Raw genomic sequence first — 16,451 nt, 5'->3', positions numbered from 1 at the left:
CGAACATGGCTAAGGTCGGACGCATCACGCAGGTCATCGGCGCCGTCGTGGACGTGCAGTTCGAGGATCACCTCCCGGAGATCCTGAACGCGCTGGAGACCACCAATAACGGTGCTCGCCTCGTGCTCGAGGTTGCCCAGCACCTGGGCGAGAACACCGTGCGCACCATCGCGATGGACTCGACCGAGGGTCTGGTCCGCGGCGCCGAGGTGAAGGATACGGGCGGCGCGATCTCGGTGCCCGTCGGCGAAGCCACGCTCGGCCGCATCATGAACGTCATCGGCGAGCCGGTGGACGAGGCGGGTCCGCTGGTTGGCGAGGCCACCCGCGGCATTCACCAGCCGGCCCCGACCTATGCCGAGCAGTCGACCGAGGCCGAGATCCTCGTCACCGGCATCAAGGTGGTGGACCTGCTGGCGCCTTATTCCAAGGGCGGCAAGGTCGGCCTGTTCGGCGGCGCCGGGGTCGGCAAGACCGTGCTCATCATGGAGCTCATCAACAACATCGCGAAGGCGCACGGCGGCTACTCCGTGTTCGCTGGCGTGGGCGAGCGTACCCGCGAGGGCAACGACCTCTACCACGAGATGATCGAGTCCAAGGTGAACATCGATCCGCACGAGAACAACGGCTCGGCCACGGGTTCCAAGTGCGCGCTCGTCTACGGCCAGATGAACGAGCCGCCGGGCGCCCGCGCCCGCGTCGCGCTGACCGGCCTCACCGTTGCGGAGCATTTCCGCGACCAGGGCCAGGACGTGCTGTTCTTCGTCGACAACATCTTCCGCTTCACCCAGGCGGGTTCGGAAGTGTCGGCGCTGCTCGGCCGCATTCCCTCGGCGGTGGGCTATCAGCCGACGCTGGCCACCGACATGGGCGCGCTGCAGGAGCGCATCACCACCACGACCAAGGGTTCGATCACCTCGGTGCAGGCCATTTACGTGCCGGCCGACGACCTGACCGACCCGGCGCCCGCCGCCTCCTTCGCGCATCTGGACGCGACGACCGTTCTGTCGCGCTCGATCGCGGAGAAGGGCATCTACCCGGCGGTGGACCCGCTCGACTCGACCTCGCGCATTCTCTCGCCGCTGATCATCGGCGAGGAGCACTACAACGTGGCGCGTCAGGTGCAGCAGACGCTGCAGCGCTACAAGTCGCTGCAGGACATCATCGCGATCCTGGGCATGGACGAACTCTCGGAAGAGGACAAGCTCACCGTCGCCCGCGCCCGCAAGATCGAGCGCTTCCTGTCGCAGCCCTTCCACGTCGCCGAAGTCTTCACCGGTTCGCCCGGCAAGCTCGTCGACCTCGCCGACACCATCAAGGGCTTCAAGGGCCTGGTGGAAGGCAAGTATGATCACCTCCCGGAGCAGGCCTTCTACATGGTCGGCACCATCGAAGAGGCGATCGAGAAGGGCAAGAAGCTGGCTGCCGAGGCGGCGTGATCCGCGCGCCCCGGCCGGTGACGGCACGGGGCGTCGATCACTGAGCTGACGCATCCCCTGGAGGACACATGGCCACCTTCCCGTTCGAACTCGTCTCGCCCGAGCGTCTGGTCTATTCGGGCCAGGTGACGGAAGTCATCGTGCCGGGCACCGAGGGCGAGTTCGGTATCCTCGCCGGCCATTCGCCCTTCGTGTCGACGTTGCAGCCGGGCGTGCTGACCATCAAGGGCGAGGGCGCGCCGCGCAAGCTCTTCGTGCGCGGCGGCTTTGCGGAGGCCAATCCGCAGGGCCTGACGGTGCTCGCCGAGACCGCCATTCCGCTGGCCGAGTTCCGGCCAGAGAAGCTGGCGCAGATGATCAAGGACGCCGAGGAAGACGTCGAGGACGCCCGCGACGAGGCCACCCGCGCCCGCCGCCTGCTGTTCCTCGAGCAGCTCAAGTCGTCCGCGGCCGCCATCGAGGCCGATGCGCGCGGCGCGCACTGAGCCTCGTTGCGGACCATAAGATGCTTGTGATTCGGGCCGCTGCTACAGCGGCCCTTTTCATTTTCGCAGGAGACGCGAATGAGTGACGCCACGAGCTTCAGCGCCTCGACCTTCAGCGCGCATGCCTGGGGCCGTGACCTGCCGACCTACGAGGCGATCCGCACCATGCCGTTCAACGACGCGCTGGCGGACGGCACGCTCTCGCTGGAACGCTTCCGCCACTACATGGTGCAGGACGCGCATTACCTCATCGCCTTCGGCCGAGGCCTTGCGATCGCCGCCGCCAAGGCCGACGATCCGGACGGGCTGGTGCAGTTCGCGGAAGCCGCCAAGGTCGCCGTCGTGGTCGAGCGCTCGCTGCACGCCGACTTCTTCGAGACATTCGGCATCGGCCCGGAAGAGTTCTCTCGGACCGAGATGTCGCCGGTCTGCCACCATTATTCAAACTTCCTGATCGCCACTGCCTACGCCGAGCCCTATCCGGTGGTGCTGGCCGCCCTGCTGCCCTGCTTCTGGATCTATGCCGAGATCGGCCGCGATATCCTTGGCCGGGCCGCGCGTCCCAATCCGTATGATGCGTGGATCGACACCTATGCCGGCGAGGAGTTCCACGAGGCGGTGCGGGCGGTGATCGCCACGACCGACCGAGCGGCGAGCGGCGCCTCTCCGGATGTGCTGGCGCGCATGCACGTCGCCTACCGCCGGGCGACGCAGCTCGAATGGATGTTCTGGGATTCCGCTTGGAGGCTGGCCGATTGGCCGGTGTAAGCGCTCGTGCCTGGACTAGGCGCGCCGGCCCGAAACATGCATGAATAGCCGGGGCATTTTTCCGGCTGACATATGAACGTCCAGACGATCCACACCGGCGAGACGACGCGCGGCCAGTCGGAGCGGCGTATCCGTGGCCGCATACTGGAAGCTATCTTCGAGCGGCGTCTGCCGCCCGGTGAAAAGCTGACCGAGGATCGGCTCGGGGAATTGTTCGGGGTGAGCCGCACGGTGGTGCGTCAGGCTCTGGCGCGGCTGGCGCAGGACGGCATCGTCGAGCAGCGGCCCAATCGCGGCGCCTATGTCGCCGCCCCCAGCCGGGCGGAGGCACGGCATGTGCTCGCGGCACGCGCGGTTGTCGAGCCGGAAGTGGCGAGCGCGGCGGCGTGTGGCTGCGACCGTCACGGGCTCGAACGGTTGCACCGTCACATCGCGCAGGAGAACGAGGTCCGCGTGGCCGAGGACCGTGCCGCCCTCGTGCGGCTGACCGGCGAGTTCCACGTCGTTCTGGCGGAAGTGGCGGGCAACCCCGTCTTCGTCCGGCTTCTCACCGAACTGCAGGCGCTGAGCTCGCTCTCGATCCTGCTCTACGCGCGCGGCGAGCGCGCCGCCTGCCCGCCGGACGAGCATGGCGCCATCGTCGACGCCATCGGCCGTGGCGACGCCGAGGAAGCCGCCCGGCTGATGCGCACGCATATCGCGCATGTGGCGGCCGATATGGATGTGAGCGATCCGGTCGAGCGACCGGAAGGGCTGGCGCAGGTGCTCGGTGTCACGCCACGCCGGCGGCCGCCGCGCTGAGCGCGTGCAGGCCGGCAGGCGGCGGACGAATCAGCGGCGACGGCCCGGCGGCGGACGGCGCTGGCCGCTGCCCACGGGCGGGGTCGGCCCGCCGGTCTTGTGACGGAAGTTGATGCGTCCGCGCTCCAGGTCATAGGGCGACATCTCGACGACAACGCGGTCGCCGACGATGGTGCGGATGCGGTTCTTCTTCATCTTGCCCGCCGCGTAGGCGAGTATCTCGTGTTCATTGTCGAGCACGACGCGGAAGTTGCCGTCGGGCAGGACTTCCGTCACGGTGCCGTCGAACTCGAGCAGTTCCTCTTTCGCCATTAATGGCTCTCCTCGTACAGGCTGCTGCCGGCTTCGCCGCTAGGCAAATACCCTGACGGCAGGCTTTTGTCTCGCTTAGATGTACGAAGCGGGACCAATGGTCCCGCTTCGCGTGTCGTTATGACGGCGTGGCGCTCAGGGCGCCGCGCGGAAGGACTTGCGCCGGGGCGGGCGACGACCCTCGCGCGCCGGACCCTCGCGGCGGGCGCCATCGGGGCGGCCGCCCTCATGACGATGGCCCTCATGACGATGGCCCTCGTGGCGGTGTCCCTCATGACGAGCGCCCTCGTGGCGCGGACCTTCGTGGCGCGAACCTTCGTGGCGGGCACCCTCGGAACGGTGCGCGCCCTCGGCACGCTGGCCGTCACGATGACGTCCGTCCGGGCGGGAACCTTCGTGACGGTGTCCCTCCTTGCGCGGCGCGTCATGCGCGGCGCGCTCGGGGCGGAAACCGCCACGCTCCTCGCCGCGCCCTTCGCCCGAACGCTGGTCGGGGCGGGGGCTGCGATGGAACGGGCGCTGCTCTCCCTCGCGGCGCGGGCCGCGTTCCTCGCTCCGCGCCTCGCCGCCGCGGTGATCCGGGCGGGGGCCGCGATGGAACGGACGCTGCTCGCCCTCACGGCGTGGGCCACGGCTCTCGCGCGGGCCACGCTCTTCGCGGAAGCTGTTGTCCTCGCGGCCGGCTACCGGCCGGGTGGTGCCGTCGCGGCGGGTCTCGCCACGGCGGTCGACCGAGGGGATGGTCAGCTTGATCAGCCGCTCGATGTCGCGCAGATAGGCGCGCTCCTCGCCGTCGCAGAAGGAGATGGCGATGCCTTCGCGGCCGGCGCGCGCGGTGCGGCCGATGCGGTGGACATAGCTCTCCGGCACGTTGGGCAGGTCGTAATTGATCACATGGCTCACGCCCGGCACGTCGATGCCGCGCGCGGCGATGTCGGTCGCCACCAGCACCTTCACCGTGCCCTGACGGAAGGCCGCGAGGGCGCGCTCGCGCTGCGGCTGGGACTTGTTGCCGTGGATCGCTTCGGCGGCGATGCCGGCACCGGCCAGCCCCTTCACCACACGGTCGGCACCGTGCTTGGTGCGCGAGAACACGAGCGCCCGGTCGAGCGTGGGCTCGGAGAGCACCTCGATCAGCAGGTTCGGCTTGCCGGCGCGGTCGGTGAGGAACACCTTCTGTTCGATACGGTCGGCGGTCTTGGCGACGGGCGTCACCGCCACGCGCACCGGATCGGTCAGCAGCGCCTCGGCAAGCTTCTCGATCTCGCGCGGCATGGTGGCGGAGAAGAACAGGTTGCGGCGCTTCCTCGGCAGCCGGGCGACGATGGCGCGGATGGCGTGGATGAAGCCCATGTCGAGCATCTGGTCGGCTTCGTCGAGCACGAAGACCTCGACCATGTCGAGGCGGACCGCGTTGTTCTCAAGCAGATCGACGAGGCGGCCGGGCGTGGCCACCAGCACGTCGACGCCATTGGCCAGCGCGCGGGCTTGACGGCCGATCGGCACGCCGCCGATGGCGAGCGCGGTCGAGGGACGCACGTGCTTGCCATAGAGGCGGAAGCTCTCGAGGATCTGGCCGGAGAGCTCGCGGGTCGGGCTCAGCACAAGGGCGCGGGCCGAGCGGCGTTCCGGCCGGAAGCGGTGCGTCACGAGGTGATGGAGGATCGGCAGCGCGAAGGCCGCGGTCTTGCCGGTGCCGGTCTGGGCGATGCCCACCAGATCGTGGCCGGCGAGAACCTGCGGCACGGCCTGCGACTGGATCGGGGTGGGGGTGGTGTGGTTCGCTTCCGCGAGGGCTTTCAGAATGGGCTCGGCAAGGCCGAGTTCGGCGAAACTGGTCAAGTAACGTTCTTTCATGGGCGATTGCGTCCGCGCGCACAAAAGGGCACGAACCGCGAATCACGGGGGCGGTGAGACACCCCGCGTGGCCTGGGACGTCGGCGATTTCCGATGATGAGGGGCCGAAGACTGCCGCGGCTTGCAAGATGGAGACGGAATTTCCGGTCAGGTTGACCTGAAAGGATCCGGCTCCCCAGCCGAAGCGGACATCGAGCGACGCGGCCCCGATACGGACGCTTGCCCGTATGCCCTGCCTATGTGGCCTAAAAGGGTGGTGATTTCAAGGCGTCACCGGCCCGGCTATATAATCGGGCCATGTATCCCGATGTCGTCGGCCTTCGCAGCTTCTATGCCCAGCCGCTCGGTGTGGTGACGCGCCGGCTGGTCGGGCGCGCCGTCCGCGCGCGCTTCGACAATGTGCGCGGACTGTCGCTGCTCGGCATCGGCTATGCGACGCCCTATCTCGGCATGTTCCGCGAGGAGTGCGAGCGCTCGCTCGCCTTCATGCCCGGTGCGCAGGGGGTGACGCGCTGGCCTTCCGCCGCGCCGACGCTGGCGGCCCTGGTGGACGAGACCGAGCTGCCGCTGCGCGACGGCATGATCGATCGCGTCATCGCGGTCCACCTGCTGGAGATGACGCCGGACGCCGGGGAGGTGCTGCGCGAGGTCTGGCGCGTGCTGGCGCCGGGCGGAAGGCTGCTCTGCGTGGTGCCGAGCCGCCGCGGCATCTGGGCGCGCACGGAGAACAACCCCTTCGGCCATGGCCGGCCCTTCTCGCGCACCCAGATCACCGACCTGCTGCGCGGCGCGCTGTTCACGCCGGTAGGCTGGGACGAGGCGCTGTTCATCCCGCCGGTGGCGCGCAACTGGTTCCTGCGCTCGGCCGTGGCGTGGGAGCGGGCGGGGGCCACGCTGGCGCTGCCCTTCGCCGGCGTGCACATCGTCGAGGCGACCAAGCAGGTCTACAAGCCGGTGCCGACCAAGCGCCGCTCGCGCCTGCGCGTGCTGCAGCCGGTCCTCGCGCCGCAGCCGGTGGGCGGGTAGGCCGGCTTATCCCTTCCGCGACAGCAGGAATACCGCCTGCTCGCCGAGCAGGTTCCACACCGCCCAGGGCAGGTTGAAGCGCACCGGGTAGCCGGAGGCATTGAGGGCGGTGGCGCGGTCGATGCGCGCGCCGACCTCCTGGACCAGGTCCACGAAGTCGCGGATGGTGCAGAAATGGATGTTCGGCGTGTCGTGCCAGCTATAGGGCAGGTTTTCCGTGCTCGGCATGCGGCCGTTGATCAGCAGGTCGAGCCGCATGCGCCAGAAGCCGAAATTGGGGAAGGAGATGATGGCGTGGCTGCCCACCCGCAGCATCTGCTCCAGCACCCATTTCGGCCGGCGCGTCGCCTGGATGGTCTGCGACAGGATCACATAGTCGAAGGCGTTGTCCGGATAGTCCGCGAGATCGACATCCGCGTCGCCCTGGATGATGGGGAGGCCGCGGGCGACCCCGGCATTCACGCCCTCACGCGAGAGCTCGATGCCGCGCGCGTCGCAGCCGCGCGTGGTGGCGAGCAGCTCGAGCAGTTCGCCGTCGCCCGAACCGATGTCGAGGACGCGCGAGCCAGGCTGCACCATGTCGGCGATCAGCAGCAGATCGACGCGCGCGCCGGAGGCGGCGCGTGCGGCTTCCTTCATCGTGAGGTCGTGGACGGCGAGATCGCGCGGCGACATCAGTTCACTCCCACCGTGCGCGCGGCGGCGTCGATGAAGCCGCGCGTGATGGCGAAGAATTCCGGCTCGTCGAGCAGGAAGGCGTCATGGCCCTTGTCGCTCTCGATCTCGGCGAAGGAGACCGAGGCGCCGGCCGCGTTCAGCGCGTGCACGACGGCCCGCGAATCCGCCGTGGTGAACAGCCAGTCGGAGGTGAAGGAAACGAGACAGAACCTCGTTTTGGAGCCCTTGAACGCGTTGGCCAGCACGCCGCCATAGTCTGCCGCGAGGTCGAAGTAGTCCATGGCGCGGGTGACATAGAGATAGGAGTTGGCGTCGAAGCGGTCGACGAACGCCTCGCCCTGATGACGCAGATAGCTCTCCACCTGGAAGTCGGCGTCGAAGGAGAAGGTACGCCCCTCGCGATCCTGCAATCGCCGGCCGAACTTCCGGTGCAGCGAGGAGTCCGACATGTAGGTGATGTGCGCGGCCATGCGCGCGACCGCGAGGCCGCGGCGCGGGCTGGTATTCTCGCTGAGATAGCGCCCGCCGTGCCAGTCCGGATCGGCCATGATCGCCTGCCGGCCGACTTCGTGGAAGGCGATGTTCTGTGCCGAGTGGCGCGCGGCGGTGGCGATGGGCATGGCCGCGAAGACCCGCTCGGGATAGCTCACCGCCCATTGCAGCACCTGCATGCCGCCCATGGAGCCGCCCACCACGGCGAGCAGCTTCTCGATGCCGAGATGATCGACCAGCATCGCCTGCGCACGCACCATGTCGCCGATGGTGACGACGGGAAAGTCGAGGCCATAGGGCTGGCCCGTCGCGGGATTGGTCGAGGAGGGGCCGGTGCTGCCGAGGCAGCCGCCGATGACGTTCGAGCTGATGACGAAGAAGCGGTCCGTGTCGACCGGCTTGCCGGGGCCGATCAGCGTCTCCCACCAGCCGGGCTTGCCGGTGACGGGATGGACGTTTGCCGCATGCTGGTCGCCGGAGAGCGCGTGGCAGATGAGGATCGCGTTGGTACGCGCCGCGTTCAGCGTGCCGTAGGTCTGGTAACCGATCTGGAACGGGCTCAGCACAGCGCCGGAATCGAGGCGCAGCGGCTTGTCGGCGCCGAAGCGCGCAAGCGCCGAATGCGGATGATCCGCCTCGCCCCGCGCCGGCTCGAAGGACCGGACGTCGCCATTGGCCGTGCTGTCGGAGGTAGAAGCCGTCATGGGAACCGTCATACCGGACGAAGAGTTCGTTATACCGGACGATCGGATGATCCCACAGCCGCGACTTGTCAATATGCGGGCCCGGCAGATTTTATTTTGCGCGGGCCGCGCGCGGCGCTACGACATCCGCCGATGGACAAGATCGCCAACATACCGGCCGCGCCGCAATCCGCCACCGCTCCGGTGTCCGCCGACTCCGGGACGGACCTCGCGACGCTGCGCGCGGAGATCGACCGCATCGATGCCTCGATGCACGCGCTTTTGATGGAGCGCGGGCAGATCATCGACCGGCTCGTGGCGGTCAAGCGCTCGCGCGGCGCCGAGGGTGGCTCGGCTTTCCGTCCGGCGCGCGAGGCCTCGATGATGCGCCGCCTCGTCGACCGGCATCGCGGTATCCTGCCGCTCGACACGGTGGAGGGCATCTGGCGCGTCATCATCTCCACCTTCACCTATGTGCAGGCGCCCTACGCCGTTCACGCCGACCTCGCTTCCGGCGAGGCGGCGATGCGCGATGCCTCGCGCTTCCATTTCGGCTTCACCGTGCCGTTCATCGGCCATATGGGCGCCTCCGGCGTCGTGGCCGCCGTGGCGCGTTCGCGCGGCGATCTCGGCCTGGTGCCGGCCTTCGCGGCGCCGGGAGCGGGGGCGTGGTGGACCGCGCTCGAAGGCGAGCATGCGCCGAAGATCATCGCGCGCCTGCCCTTCGTGGAGCGCGCCGACCATCCGGCGGGCCTACCGGTCTTCTGTATCGCCCACCCGGTGACGGATGGCGCGGTGACGGAGGTCGAGACCTGGAGCCTGCACGTCTCCGGCTGGAACGCGCAGGCCGCCCGCGCGCTGGCGCCTCTGGCCGAGGCCATCGCCGTGCCCGACCGGGGACTGGACGGGGCCGCGCTGCTCGCCTCCATCCCGGTTGGGGGCGAGGCCGATCTCGAGACGGTGCTGTCGGCGTTGCGCGCGTCGGGCGTGTCGGTCCGCGCCGCGGCTCTCGTCGGCAGCCACGCGAGCCGCTATACCCACTCGCCGCAGGGTTGATCCTGCCGGCGCCTTCCCGTCCGCCCATCCAGCATCCGCCTGCTTCCCGGAGCCTTTCCCATGTCGTCCGCCGCTTCCCGTCCGAACCGCCCCGTCCCCCGCCCCGGCGTGATGGTGATCGAGGCCTATGTGCCGGGCAAGTCGCAGGGTGGCGCGGGCGTGAAGGTGCACAAGCTCTCCGCCAACGAGAACCCGCTCGGCGCCAGCCCGAAGGCCATCGAGGCCTTCCAGTCCGCCAACGCGCTGGAGCTCTATCCCGACGGGTCGTCGCTGAAGCTGCGCGAGGCGATCGCCGCCACCTACGGGCTCGACCCGGCGCGCATCGTCTGCGGCACTGGCTCGGACGAGCTGCTGATGCTGACCGCCGTCGCCTTCGCCGGGCCGGGCGACGAGGTGCTCTATTCGCAGCATGGCTTCCTCGTCTACCGCATCGCCGCGCTGGCGGCGGGGGCGACGCCGGTGGTCGCGCCGGAGAAGGACTACCGTTCGGATGTCGACGCGCTGCTGGCGGCGGTGACGGACAAGACGCGCGTCGTCTTCCTCGCCAATCCGAACAATCCCACCGGCACCTATCTGCCCTTCGACGAGGTGAAGCGCCTGCAGCGCGGGCTACCACCGCATGTGCTGCTCGCGCTTGACGCCGCCTATGCCGAATATGTCCGCCGCAACGACTACGAGTCCGGCATCGAGCTGGTGGCGACCTGCCCGAACGTCGTGATGCTACGCACCTTCTCGAAGATCTACGGCCTCGCGGCGCTGCGCGTGGGCTGGCTGTATGGGCCGGCCGAGGTGGTGGACGCGATCAATCGCATCCGCGGTGCCTTCAACGTCAGCGCACCGGGGATCGCGGCGGCCGTCGCGGCGATCGAGGACACCACGCATGTCGAGACCGCCATCGCGCATAACGAGACCTGGTTGCCCTGGCTCACCCGCGAGCTGACGGCGCTCGGCCTCACGGTGACGCCGAGCGTGACCAACTTCCTGCTGGTGCATTTCCCGGACGAGCCGGGCCGCACGGCGAAGGACGCGGACGCCTTCCTCACCCAGCGCGGCCTGATCCTGCGCCGGGTCGATTCCTACGGCCTGCCGGGCGCCCTGCGCCTGACTGTGGGCACCGAGGAGGCCAACCGTCTGCTGATCGACACGCTGAAGGAGTTCTTTGGCGGGAAGGATGCGGGCAAGAAGGACGCGGGTCATGGTGCTTGATCCGCCGCTGGCCAGCCCGATCGTCGGGCGGCTCGCCGTCATCGGCGTCGGCCTCATCGGCTCGTCGATCCTTCGCGCGGCCAAGGCGCGGGGCCTCGCCGGCACGCTGGTCGCCTATGACGGCGCGGACGCCGTGCGCCAGCGTGCCCGCGCGCTCGGCCTCGCCGATCTCGTCGCCGATACGCCCGAGCAGGCGGTGGCGGATGCCGATATCGTCATTCTCTGCGTACCCGTTGGCGCCATGAGCGCGGTGGCGCAGGAAATCGCTCCGCACCTCAAGCGTGGGGCCATCGTCTCCGATGTCGGCTCGGTGAAGGGGGCGGTGCTGAACGCGCTGCGCGCGCACCTGCCCGAAGGCGTGCACATCATCCCCGGCCATCCGGTGGCGGGCACCGAGTATTCCGGTCCCGACGCGGGCTTCGCGACGCTGTTCAAGAACCGCTGGTCGATCCTCACCCCGCCCGAGGGAGCCGACCCGGCGGCGGTGGCGAGGCTATCCGAGCTATGGACGGCGATGGGCGCCAATGTCGAGACGATGACGCCCGAGCACCACGATCTGGTGCTCGCCATCACCTCCCATGTGCCGCATCTCATCGCCTACAACATCGTCGGCACGGCGGCGGACCTCGAGAAGGTCACGCAGTCCGAGGTGATCAAGTACTCGGCCGGCGGCTTCCGCGACTTCACCCGCATCGCCGCCTCCGACCCGACCATGTGGCGCGACGTGTTCCTCAACAACCGCGAGGCGGTGATCGAGGTACTCGGCCGCTTCACCGAGGACCTGATCGCGTTGCAGCGGGCCATACGCTGGGAACAGGGCGAGGCGCTGTTCGACCTGTTCACCCGCACGCGCGCCATCCGCCGCTCGATCATCGAGATCGGTCAGGAGACCGCCGCGCCGGACTTCGGCCGCGAGCGGGATTGAGAGAGCGCCGGCGGCGCGCCCGCCGGCTCACATGTCCTTGTCTGTCGCGTAGACCCGCAGGCGATGCCCGTCCGGATCGAGCGCCACGAAGCTGCGGCCGATATCGAGGTCGGTCGGCGGCAGGGCGATGGGCACGCCCTTGTTGGCCCAGCACTCGTACTGGGCGTCGACCGCGGCAGCGTCGGCCACCCGGAAGCCGATCTCGTTGCCGCCGGCGCGCAGATGCGGCAGCGGCTTCACCCCGTCGCGCCGCCACAGGGCGAGCGACATGCCGGGCGCCAGCTCCAGCACGGCCACGCTGGGGGTTTCCTTGATGGGTCGGCGCTCCAGGAGCGACCCGTAGAAGCGCGCGCTCGCGGCGGGATCGTTGACGTAGAGAAGGATCTTGCTTGCGTCGATCATGATCGCCCCCGATCGATTGTTCGGAGGGAAGCTAGCCGGACCTGCTGCCAGTTTTCGTCAGCATGATCGGGCGCCGCATCATTCGCCGCTGAACGATTCCTGCGCGTGCTGCGCGTATTTCACCTGCTTCCATTGGCGCAGCAGGTCCGCCCGCCGGGTCGGGTAGCGCGTCTCCGTCATCTCGACCGTGGCGATCCGGTCGGTGCGGAAGCTGCGGAAATCGTCGCGCAGTTCGCACCAACCGATCAACAGCCGGACCTGATCAAAGAAGGCGAGCGCGAAGGGCCAGACCACCCGCTCGCTCGCCGTTCCGTTGGCGTCGCTGTAGCGCAACGCGAGCTTGCGCTCGGTGCGGATCGCCTTGCGCAGGATCGCCGGGTCGATGGCGTCGGCGGGGATCGGGGCGCCCGGCGCGATGAACAGCGCTGAACCTTCCATCTCCTCGCGCAGGTCCGGCGGCAGCACCGCGCCGATACGGGCGAGCGCCGAGCGCGCGGCTTCGGCGAGGCGGCCGTCGGCGCGCTCGGCCACCCAGCGCGAGCCGAGCACCAGCGCTTCGATCTCCTCTGGCGGGAACATCAGCGGAGGCAGCAGGAAGCCGGGACGCAGCACATAGCCGACGCCGGCCTCGCCTTCGATGGTGGCGCCCTGGGCCTGCAGGCTGGCGATGTCGCGATAGAGGGTGCGCAGGCTCACGCCGATCTCCTCGGCGAGCGCGCGCCCGCTCACCGGCCGGCGATGGCGGCGCAGCACCTGCAGGAGATCGAAGAGGCGTTCGGATCGCGACATACGCCGATCATAGCGCGAGCCCTGCTGTCAGATAATGGCAGCAGGGGTGCAGCCGTTATGGCCGGGCCTGGCCCGGCCATCTATGCCTTGGAGCTCGGCGCGAAGAAGCGCGTCGTGGATGCCCGGCGCGAGGCCGGGCATGACGTCGATCTTCGGGAAGGCGCGAGGCTTCAGCCCGTCGTCGGCATGACGAACTGGGCGCCCTCGCGGATGCCGGCAGGCCAGCGGGCGGTGGTGGTCTTCATCTTGGTGTAGAAGCCCACGCCTTCCATGCCGTAGACGTTGCGATCACCGAAGATCGACCGCTTCCAGCCGCCGAAGGAATGGAAGGCCACCGGCACCGGGATCGGCACGTTGATGCCGATCATGCCGGCCTTGGCGTCGCGGTCGAAGGCGCGGGCTGAGTCGCCGTCACGGGTGAAGATGGCGGCGCCGTTGCCGTATTCGTGGTCGTTGACCAACTTCAGCGCCTCGTCGAAGCGGTCGACGCGCACGACGGAGAGCACCGGGCCGAAGATCTCTTCCTTGTAGATCTTCATTTCGGGCGTCACCCGGTCGAACAGGCAGCCGCCGATGAAGTAGCCGTCCTCATAGCCGTGCAGCTTGAGACCGCGCCCGTCGACGACGAGCTCCGCGCCCTCGGCGAGGCCGGCGTCGACATAGCCGCGCACCTTGGCGAGATGTTCCTTGGTGACGAGCGGGCCCATCTCGCTGTCGGGGTCGAGGCCGGGACCGACCTTGAGCGCACGCACCTTCGGCACGAGCTTTTCCATCAGCGCGTCGCCGACGCCACCCACGGCCACCGCGACCGACACGGCCATGCAGCGCTCGCCGGCCGAACCGTAGCCCGCGCCCATCAGGGCGTCGACGGTCTTGTCGAGGTCGGCGTCGGGCATCACTACCAGGTGGTTCTTGGCGCCGCACAGCGCCTGCGCGCGCTTACCGTGCGCCGCGGCGGTCTTGTAGACGTACTCGCCGATGGCGGTGGAGCCGACGAAGCTGACGGCGGCGACGTCCGGGTGGGTCAGCAGCGTGTCGACCGCCTCCTTGTCGCCCTGCACGACGTTGAACACGCCCGCCGGCAGCCCGGCTTCCGTCAGCAGCTCGGCCAGCATCAGCGAAGGGGTCGGGTCCTTCTCGGAGGGCTTGAGCACGAAGCTGTTGCCGCAGGCCAGCGCCACCGGGAACATCCACATCGGCACCATGGCCGGGAAGTTGAATGGGGTGATGCCGGCGACCACGCCGACCGGATGGCGGGCGGAGAACACGTCGACGCCGCGCGCCACCTGCTCGGTGAAATCGCCGCGCATCAGGTGCGGGATGCCGCAGGCGAACTCGACGACCTCGATGCCGCGGGTGACTTCGCCCTTGGCGTCCTCGAAGGTCTTGCCATGCTCGCGGGTGATGGCGGCGGCCAGCGCGTCGATGTCGCGGTCCAGCAGCGCCTTGAACTTGAAGAGGATGCGCGCGCGGGTCAGCGGCGGCGTGTCGGCCCAGCGCGGGAAGGCGGCGGCGGCGGCGGCGACCGCCTCGCCCACCGTGGCGGTGGAAGCGAGCAGCACCTCGCCCGACTGGGCGCCGGTGGACGGATCGAAGACCGGCGCCGAACGTCCCGCCGTGGCGACGACCTTGCCGCCGATATAGTGACCGATGACCGCCATGGCGATCTCCCCTCAGTTTGTCCTTCGATGGTTGTGCTTGTCGAAAGACTTCACTTCAACGACGATGTTTCCGCATCCGTTGTGCAGAATCACACAAAAAGACATCGGAACGGGAGGCCATGGACTGGGACCATCTCCGCATCTTTCTCGCGGTCGCGCGTGCCGGGCAGATGCTCGCGGCGGCGCGGCAGCTTGGGCTCGATCACGCCACGGTGGGACGCCGGCTCGGCGCGCTGGAGGCGGGCCTGGGCACCAAGTTGCTGGAGCGGCGCACCACCGGCAGCGAGCTGACGCCGGCCGGCGAGCGGCTGCTTGCCCATGCCGAGCGCATCGAGACCGAGATGCTGCAGGCGCAGGCGGCGCTGGGCAATGTCGACCTCGCGCTTGCCGGGACGGTGCGGATCGGCGCGCCGGACGGCTTCGGCACCTATTTCCTGGCCCCGCGCCTCGGCCGCCTCGCCGAGGAGCATCCTGGGCTGAACATCCAGCTCGCCCCGCTGCCGCGCAGCTTCTCGCTGCCCAAGCGCGAGGTCGACATCGCCGTCACCCTCCAGCGGCCGGCGGAGGGGCGGCTCGTGGCGCGCAAGCTCACCGACTACACGCTCGGCGTCTATGCGGCGCGCGACTATCTCGAGCGCACCGGCGCGATCGACAGTCTCAAGGACCTCAATGGACGGCTGCTCGTCACCTATGTGGCCGACCTCGTCTACAGCCCGGCGCTGGACTATTTCGAGGCGTTCCGCGAGGTGGAGGCGCGCCGGCTGGAATGCGCGAGCGTGGTCGGCCAGATGGAGGCGGTGCGAGCGGGGGCAGGTGTCGGCATCCTGCACGACTACGCCGCGCTGGGGCATGAGGGGCTCGTCCGCGTGCTTCCGGAGTTGAGCTTCCGCCGCTCCTACTGGCTCGTCACCCATGCCGACATCCACGACCTGCGGCGCATCCGCATAGTAGAGGATTTCATCGCCGGCGCGGTGCGCGAGGAGCGGGCAGGCTTCACGCCTGAGGCCGGCTACAGCCCAAGTTCGGCGAGCAGCACCCGCACGCGCGAGGTTTCGCTGCGCACGAAGGCGCCGAAGCCCGGTCCCGCGAGATAGTCGCCGGTCCAGTTGTAGCGGAAGAGCATGGCCTTCCAGGTCGCGCCGGTCACCATCCGGTCGGTCAGCGCGGTGAGGTGGGCGAGACGCGGGGCGTCGATGCCGGGCGGGGCGAACACACCGCGCCAGTTGGCCAGCTCGATGGGCGCGCCCTGCTCGAGAAAGGTCGGTATGGCGATGCCCGGAAGGCGCTGTGGCGCCGAGACGGCCAGTGCCTTGAGCTGCCCGAGCGCGAGGCGCGGCTGCAACTCGCTCAGGCCGCCGAGCACGCAGGTGAACTCGCCCTGAAGCACCGCATCGATGGCCCCGGTACCGCCGATGATCGACTTGTAGCGGAGCTGGCCGGCCTTGAGCCCCGCCTGCCTTGCGATCATCGCGGCGAGGATGTGATCGACCGTGCCCACGGTGCCACCGCCGAACAGGATCGCGCCCGGATCGGTCTTCAGCGCGGTCAGGAAAGAGCGCAGCGACACATAGGGGGAATCCGGTCGCACGGCGGCCACCGCGTATTCGGTGGTGAGCCGCGCCACCGGGGTGAGATTGTCGAGCGTGAGGGGGAGGCGCGCCAGTATGGAGGCGCCGATCATGCCGAAGCTTCCGGCCATCAGGGCATTGCCGTGCGAAGAGAATCGGTCGGCGAAGCTCCTTATTCCGGCGCCCGAGCCGCGCGGATCGTAGGCGAGCGTCGAAGCGAAGCCTTCCGCGTCGAGGCTGGCGGCCATGCTTCGGCCCAGCGCCGCAAGGCCGCTGTTCTCAGGACCGGGCACGAACAGGGTC

17 protein-coding genes are annotated in these 16,451 nt (G+C 69.0%); 9 read left to right on the top strand and 8 right to left on the bottom strand.

Annotation, left to right across the window (positions count from 1 at the left end; translation table 11 throughout):
- Window positions 1-5: 5 nt before the first annotated feature.
- The 4 genes from atpD (at window position 6) to STARVERO_RS16835 (ending at window position 3,493) form a co-directional block, all read left to right on the top strand.
- Window positions 6-1,439 carry a F0F1 ATP synthase subunit beta gene (atpD, locus tag STARVERO_RS16850; RefSeq protein WP_144341054.1) on the top strand — a complete coding sequence of 478 codons (1,434 nt, stop codon included), beginning with the start codon at window positions 6-8 and terminating at the stop codon, window positions 1,437-1,439.
- A gap of 68 nt (window positions 1,440-1,507) precedes the next feature.
- On the top strand, window positions 1,508-1,924 hold the full coding sequence (locus STARVERO_RS16845; RefSeq protein ID WP_144341053.1) for a F0F1 ATP synthase subunit epsilon: 417 nt from the start codon (window positions 1,508-1,510) through the stop codon (window positions 1,922-1,924).
- A gap of 78 nt (window positions 1,925-2,002) precedes the next feature.
- Window positions 2,003-2,692, top strand: coding sequence for a thiaminase II (tenA, locus tag STARVERO_RS16840; RefSeq protein WP_159600196.1), 690 nt, complete (start codon window positions 2,003-2,005; stop codon window positions 2,690-2,692).
- 72 nt (window positions 2,693-2,764) lie between these two features.
- Window positions 2,765-3,493 carry a GntR family transcriptional regulator gene (locus tag STARVERO_RS16835; protein WP_159600194.1) on the top strand — a complete coding sequence of 243 codons (729 nt, stop codon included), beginning with the start codon at window positions 2,765-2,767 and terminating at the stop codon, window positions 3,491-3,493.
- A gap of 30 nt (window positions 3,494-3,523) precedes the next feature.
- Here the strand turns inward: STARVERO_RS16835 and infA are convergent, their stop codons facing one another.
- Both infA and STARVERO_RS16825 read right to left on the bottom strand, forming a co-directional pair.
- Window positions 3,524-3,805 (bottom strand): translation initiation factor IF-1, encoded by a 282-nt coding sequence (infA, locus tag STARVERO_RS16830; protein WP_144341050.1) that lies wholly within the window; start codon window positions 3,803-3,805, stop codon window positions 3,524-3,526.
- 135 nt (window positions 3,806-3,940) lie between these two features.
- Complete coding sequence (locus STARVERO_RS16825) at window positions 3,941-5,647, bottom strand: DEAD/DEAH box helicase (RefSeq protein WP_422802151.1); 1,707 nt, start codon at window positions 5,645-5,647, stop codon at window positions 3,941-3,943.
- Window positions 5,648-5,959: 312 nt separating this feature from the next.
- Between STARVERO_RS16825 and STARVERO_RS16820 the strand changes: the two genes are divergently transcribed.
- Window positions 5,960-6,688: a class I SAM-dependent methyltransferase gene (locus STARVERO_RS16820; RefSeq protein ID WP_159600190.1), complete on the top strand. Its 729-nt coding sequence runs from the start codon at window positions 5,960-5,962 to the stop codon at window positions 6,686-6,688.
- A gap of 6 nt (window positions 6,689-6,694) precedes the next feature.
- On the opposite strand, the gene metW is transcribed toward STARVERO_RS16820, so the two are convergent.
- Both metW and metX read right to left on the bottom strand, forming a co-directional pair.
- Entirely contained in the window at window positions 6,695-7,363 is a 669-nt protein-coding gene (gene metW / locus STARVERO_RS16815; protein ID WP_159600188.1) for a methionine biosynthesis protein MetW, read from the bottom strand.
- On the bottom strand, window positions 7,363-8,562 hold the full coding sequence (metX, locus tag STARVERO_RS16810) for a homoserine O-acetyltransferase MetX (RefSeq protein WP_244616797.1): 1,200 nt from the start codon (window positions 8,560-8,562) through the stop codon (window positions 7,363-7,365). The genes metW and metX overlap by 1 nt, the downstream gene beginning before the upstream one ends.
- A gap of 132 nt (window positions 8,563-8,694) precedes the next feature.
- On the opposite strand from metX, the gene STARVERO_RS16805 reads away from it, so the two are divergent.
- The 3 genes from STARVERO_RS16805 to STARVERO_RS16795 are packed head-to-tail and all read left to right on the top strand — an operon-like array spanning window position 8,695 to window position 11,728.
- Entirely contained in the window at window positions 8,695-9,597 is a 903-nt protein-coding gene (locus tag STARVERO_RS16805; RefSeq protein ID WP_159600184.1) for a chorismate mutase, read from the top strand.
- Window positions 9,598-9,657: 60 nt separating this feature from the next.
- A complete protein-coding gene (hisC, locus tag STARVERO_RS16800; RefSeq protein WP_159600182.1) occupies window positions 9,658-10,803 on the top strand; it encodes a histidinol-phosphate transaminase in 1,146 nt (381 codons plus the stop codon).
- Window positions 10,793-11,728: a prephenate/arogenate dehydrogenase family protein gene (locus STARVERO_RS16795; protein WP_159600180.1), complete on the top strand. Its 936-nt coding sequence runs from the start codon at window positions 10,793-10,795 to the stop codon at window positions 11,726-11,728. Before hisC ends, STARVERO_RS16795 begins: the two co-directional genes overlap by 11 nt.
- Window positions 11,729-11,755: 27 nt before the next feature.
- On the opposite strand, the gene STARVERO_RS16790 is transcribed toward STARVERO_RS16795, so the two are convergent.
- From STARVERO_RS16790 to STARVERO_RS16780, 3 genes are all read right to left on the bottom strand, one after another.
- Entirely contained in the window at window positions 11,756-12,130 is a 375-nt protein-coding gene (locus tag STARVERO_RS16790; protein WP_159600178.1) for a VOC family protein, read from the bottom strand.
- A 78-nt stretch (window positions 12,131-12,208) separates the two neighbouring features.
- Window positions 12,209-12,919 carry a helix-turn-helix transcriptional regulator gene (locus STARVERO_RS16785; RefSeq protein ID WP_159600176.1) on the bottom strand — a complete coding sequence of 237 codons (711 nt, stop codon included), beginning with the start codon at window positions 12,917-12,919 and terminating at the stop codon, window positions 12,209-12,211.
- A 170-nt stretch (window positions 12,920-13,089) separates the two neighbouring features.
- Window positions 13,090-14,580, bottom strand: a complete 1,491-nt coding sequence (locus tag STARVERO_RS16780) for a CoA-acylating methylmalonate-semialdehyde dehydrogenase (protein WP_159600174.1) — start codon at window positions 14,578-14,580, stop codon at window positions 13,090-13,092.
- A gap of 119 nt (window positions 14,581-14,699) precedes the next feature.
- Between STARVERO_RS16780 and STARVERO_RS16775 the strand changes: the two genes are divergently transcribed.
- Entirely contained in the window at window positions 14,700-15,674 is a 975-nt protein-coding gene (locus STARVERO_RS16775) for a LysR family transcriptional regulator (RefSeq protein ID WP_244616796.1), read from the top strand.
- Here the strand turns inward: STARVERO_RS16775 and STARVERO_RS16770 are convergent.
- The gene (locus STARVERO_RS16770; RefSeq protein WP_159600172.1) at window positions 15,590-16,396 is read right to left on the bottom strand and encodes a Bug family tripartite tricarboxylate transporter substrate binding protein; all 807 of its coding nucleotides are present in this window, start codon (window positions 16,394-16,396) and stop codon (window positions 15,590-15,592) included. The two genes, STARVERO_RS16775 and STARVERO_RS16770, sit on opposite strands and share 85 nt — an antisense overlap.
- Window positions 16,397-16,451: the final 55 nt, after the last annotated feature.

Origin of the sequence: Starkeya nomas (genome assembly GCF_902703545.1) — a bacterium.
Taxonomy (GTDB): Bacteria; Pseudomonadota; Alphaproteobacteria; order Rhizobiales; family Xanthobacteraceae; genus Ancylobacter; species Ancylobacter moscoviensis.
Note: the sequence above shows the minus strand (reverse complement) of the source record. Positions and strands in the feature narration are given on the sequence as shown.

Bases quoted from the DNA above. Each gene is read 5' to 3' on its own strand.
- STARVERO_RS16770 (WP_159600172.1), bottom strand. From the start codon at position 16,396: ATGGCCGCCAGCCTCGACGCGGAAGGCTTCGCTTCGACGCTCGCCTAC.
- STARVERO_RS16775 (WP_244616796.1), top strand. From the start codon at position 14,700: ATGGACTGGGACCATCTCCGCATCTTTCTCGCGGTCGCGCGTGCCGGG.
- STARVERO_RS16845 (WP_144341053.1), top strand. From the start codon at position 1,508: ATGGCCACCTTCCCGTTCGAACTCGTCTCGCCCGAGCGTCTGGTCTAT.
- infA (WP_144341050.1), bottom strand. From the start codon at position 3,805: ATGGCGAAAGAGGAACTGCTCGAGTTCGACGGCACCGTGACGGAAGTC.
- metX (WP_244616797.1), bottom strand. From the start codon at position 8,562: ATGACGGCTTCTACCTCCGACAGCACGGCCAATGGCGACGTCCGGTCC.
- STARVERO_RS16785 (WP_159600176.1), bottom strand. From the start codon at position 12,919: ATGTCGCGATCCGAACGCCTCTTCGATCTCCTGCAGGTGCTGCGCCGC.
- STARVERO_RS16780 (WP_159600174.1), bottom strand. From the start codon at position 14,580: ATGGCGGTCATCGGTCACTATATCGGCGGCAAGGTCGTCGCCACGGCG.
- STARVERO_RS16790 (WP_159600178.1), bottom strand. From the start codon at position 12,130: ATGATCGACGCAAGCAAGATCCTTCTCTACGTCAACGATCCCGCCGCG.
- STARVERO_RS16835 (WP_159600194.1), top strand. From the start codon at position 2,765: ATGAACGTCCAGACGATCCACACCGGCGAGACGACGCGCGGCCAGTCG.
- metW (WP_159600188.1), bottom strand. From the start codon at position 7,363: ATGTCGCCGCGCGATCTCGCCGTCCACGACCTCACGATGAAGGAAGCC.
- STARVERO_RS16820 (WP_159600190.1), top strand. From the start codon at position 5,960: ATGTATCCCGATGTCGTCGGCCTTCGCAGCTTCTATGCCCAGCCGCTC.
- tenA (WP_159600196.1), top strand. From the start codon at position 2,003: ATGAGTGACGCCACGAGCTTCAGCGCCTCGACCTTCAGCGCGCATGCC.
- STARVERO_RS16795 (WP_159600180.1), top strand. From the start codon at position 10,793: ATGGTGCTTGATCCGCCGCTGGCCAGCCCGATCGTCGGGCGGCTCGCC.
- STARVERO_RS16805 (WP_159600184.1), top strand. From the start codon at position 8,695: ATGGACAAGATCGCCAACATACCGGCCGCGCCGCAATCCGCCACCGCT.
- atpD (WP_144341054.1), top strand. From the start codon at position 6: ATGGCTAAGGTCGGACGCATCACGCAGGTCATCGGCGCCGTCGTGGAC.
- hisC (WP_159600182.1), top strand. From the start codon at position 9,658: ATGTCGTCCGCCGCTTCCCGTCCGAACCGCCCCGTCCCCCGCCCCGGC.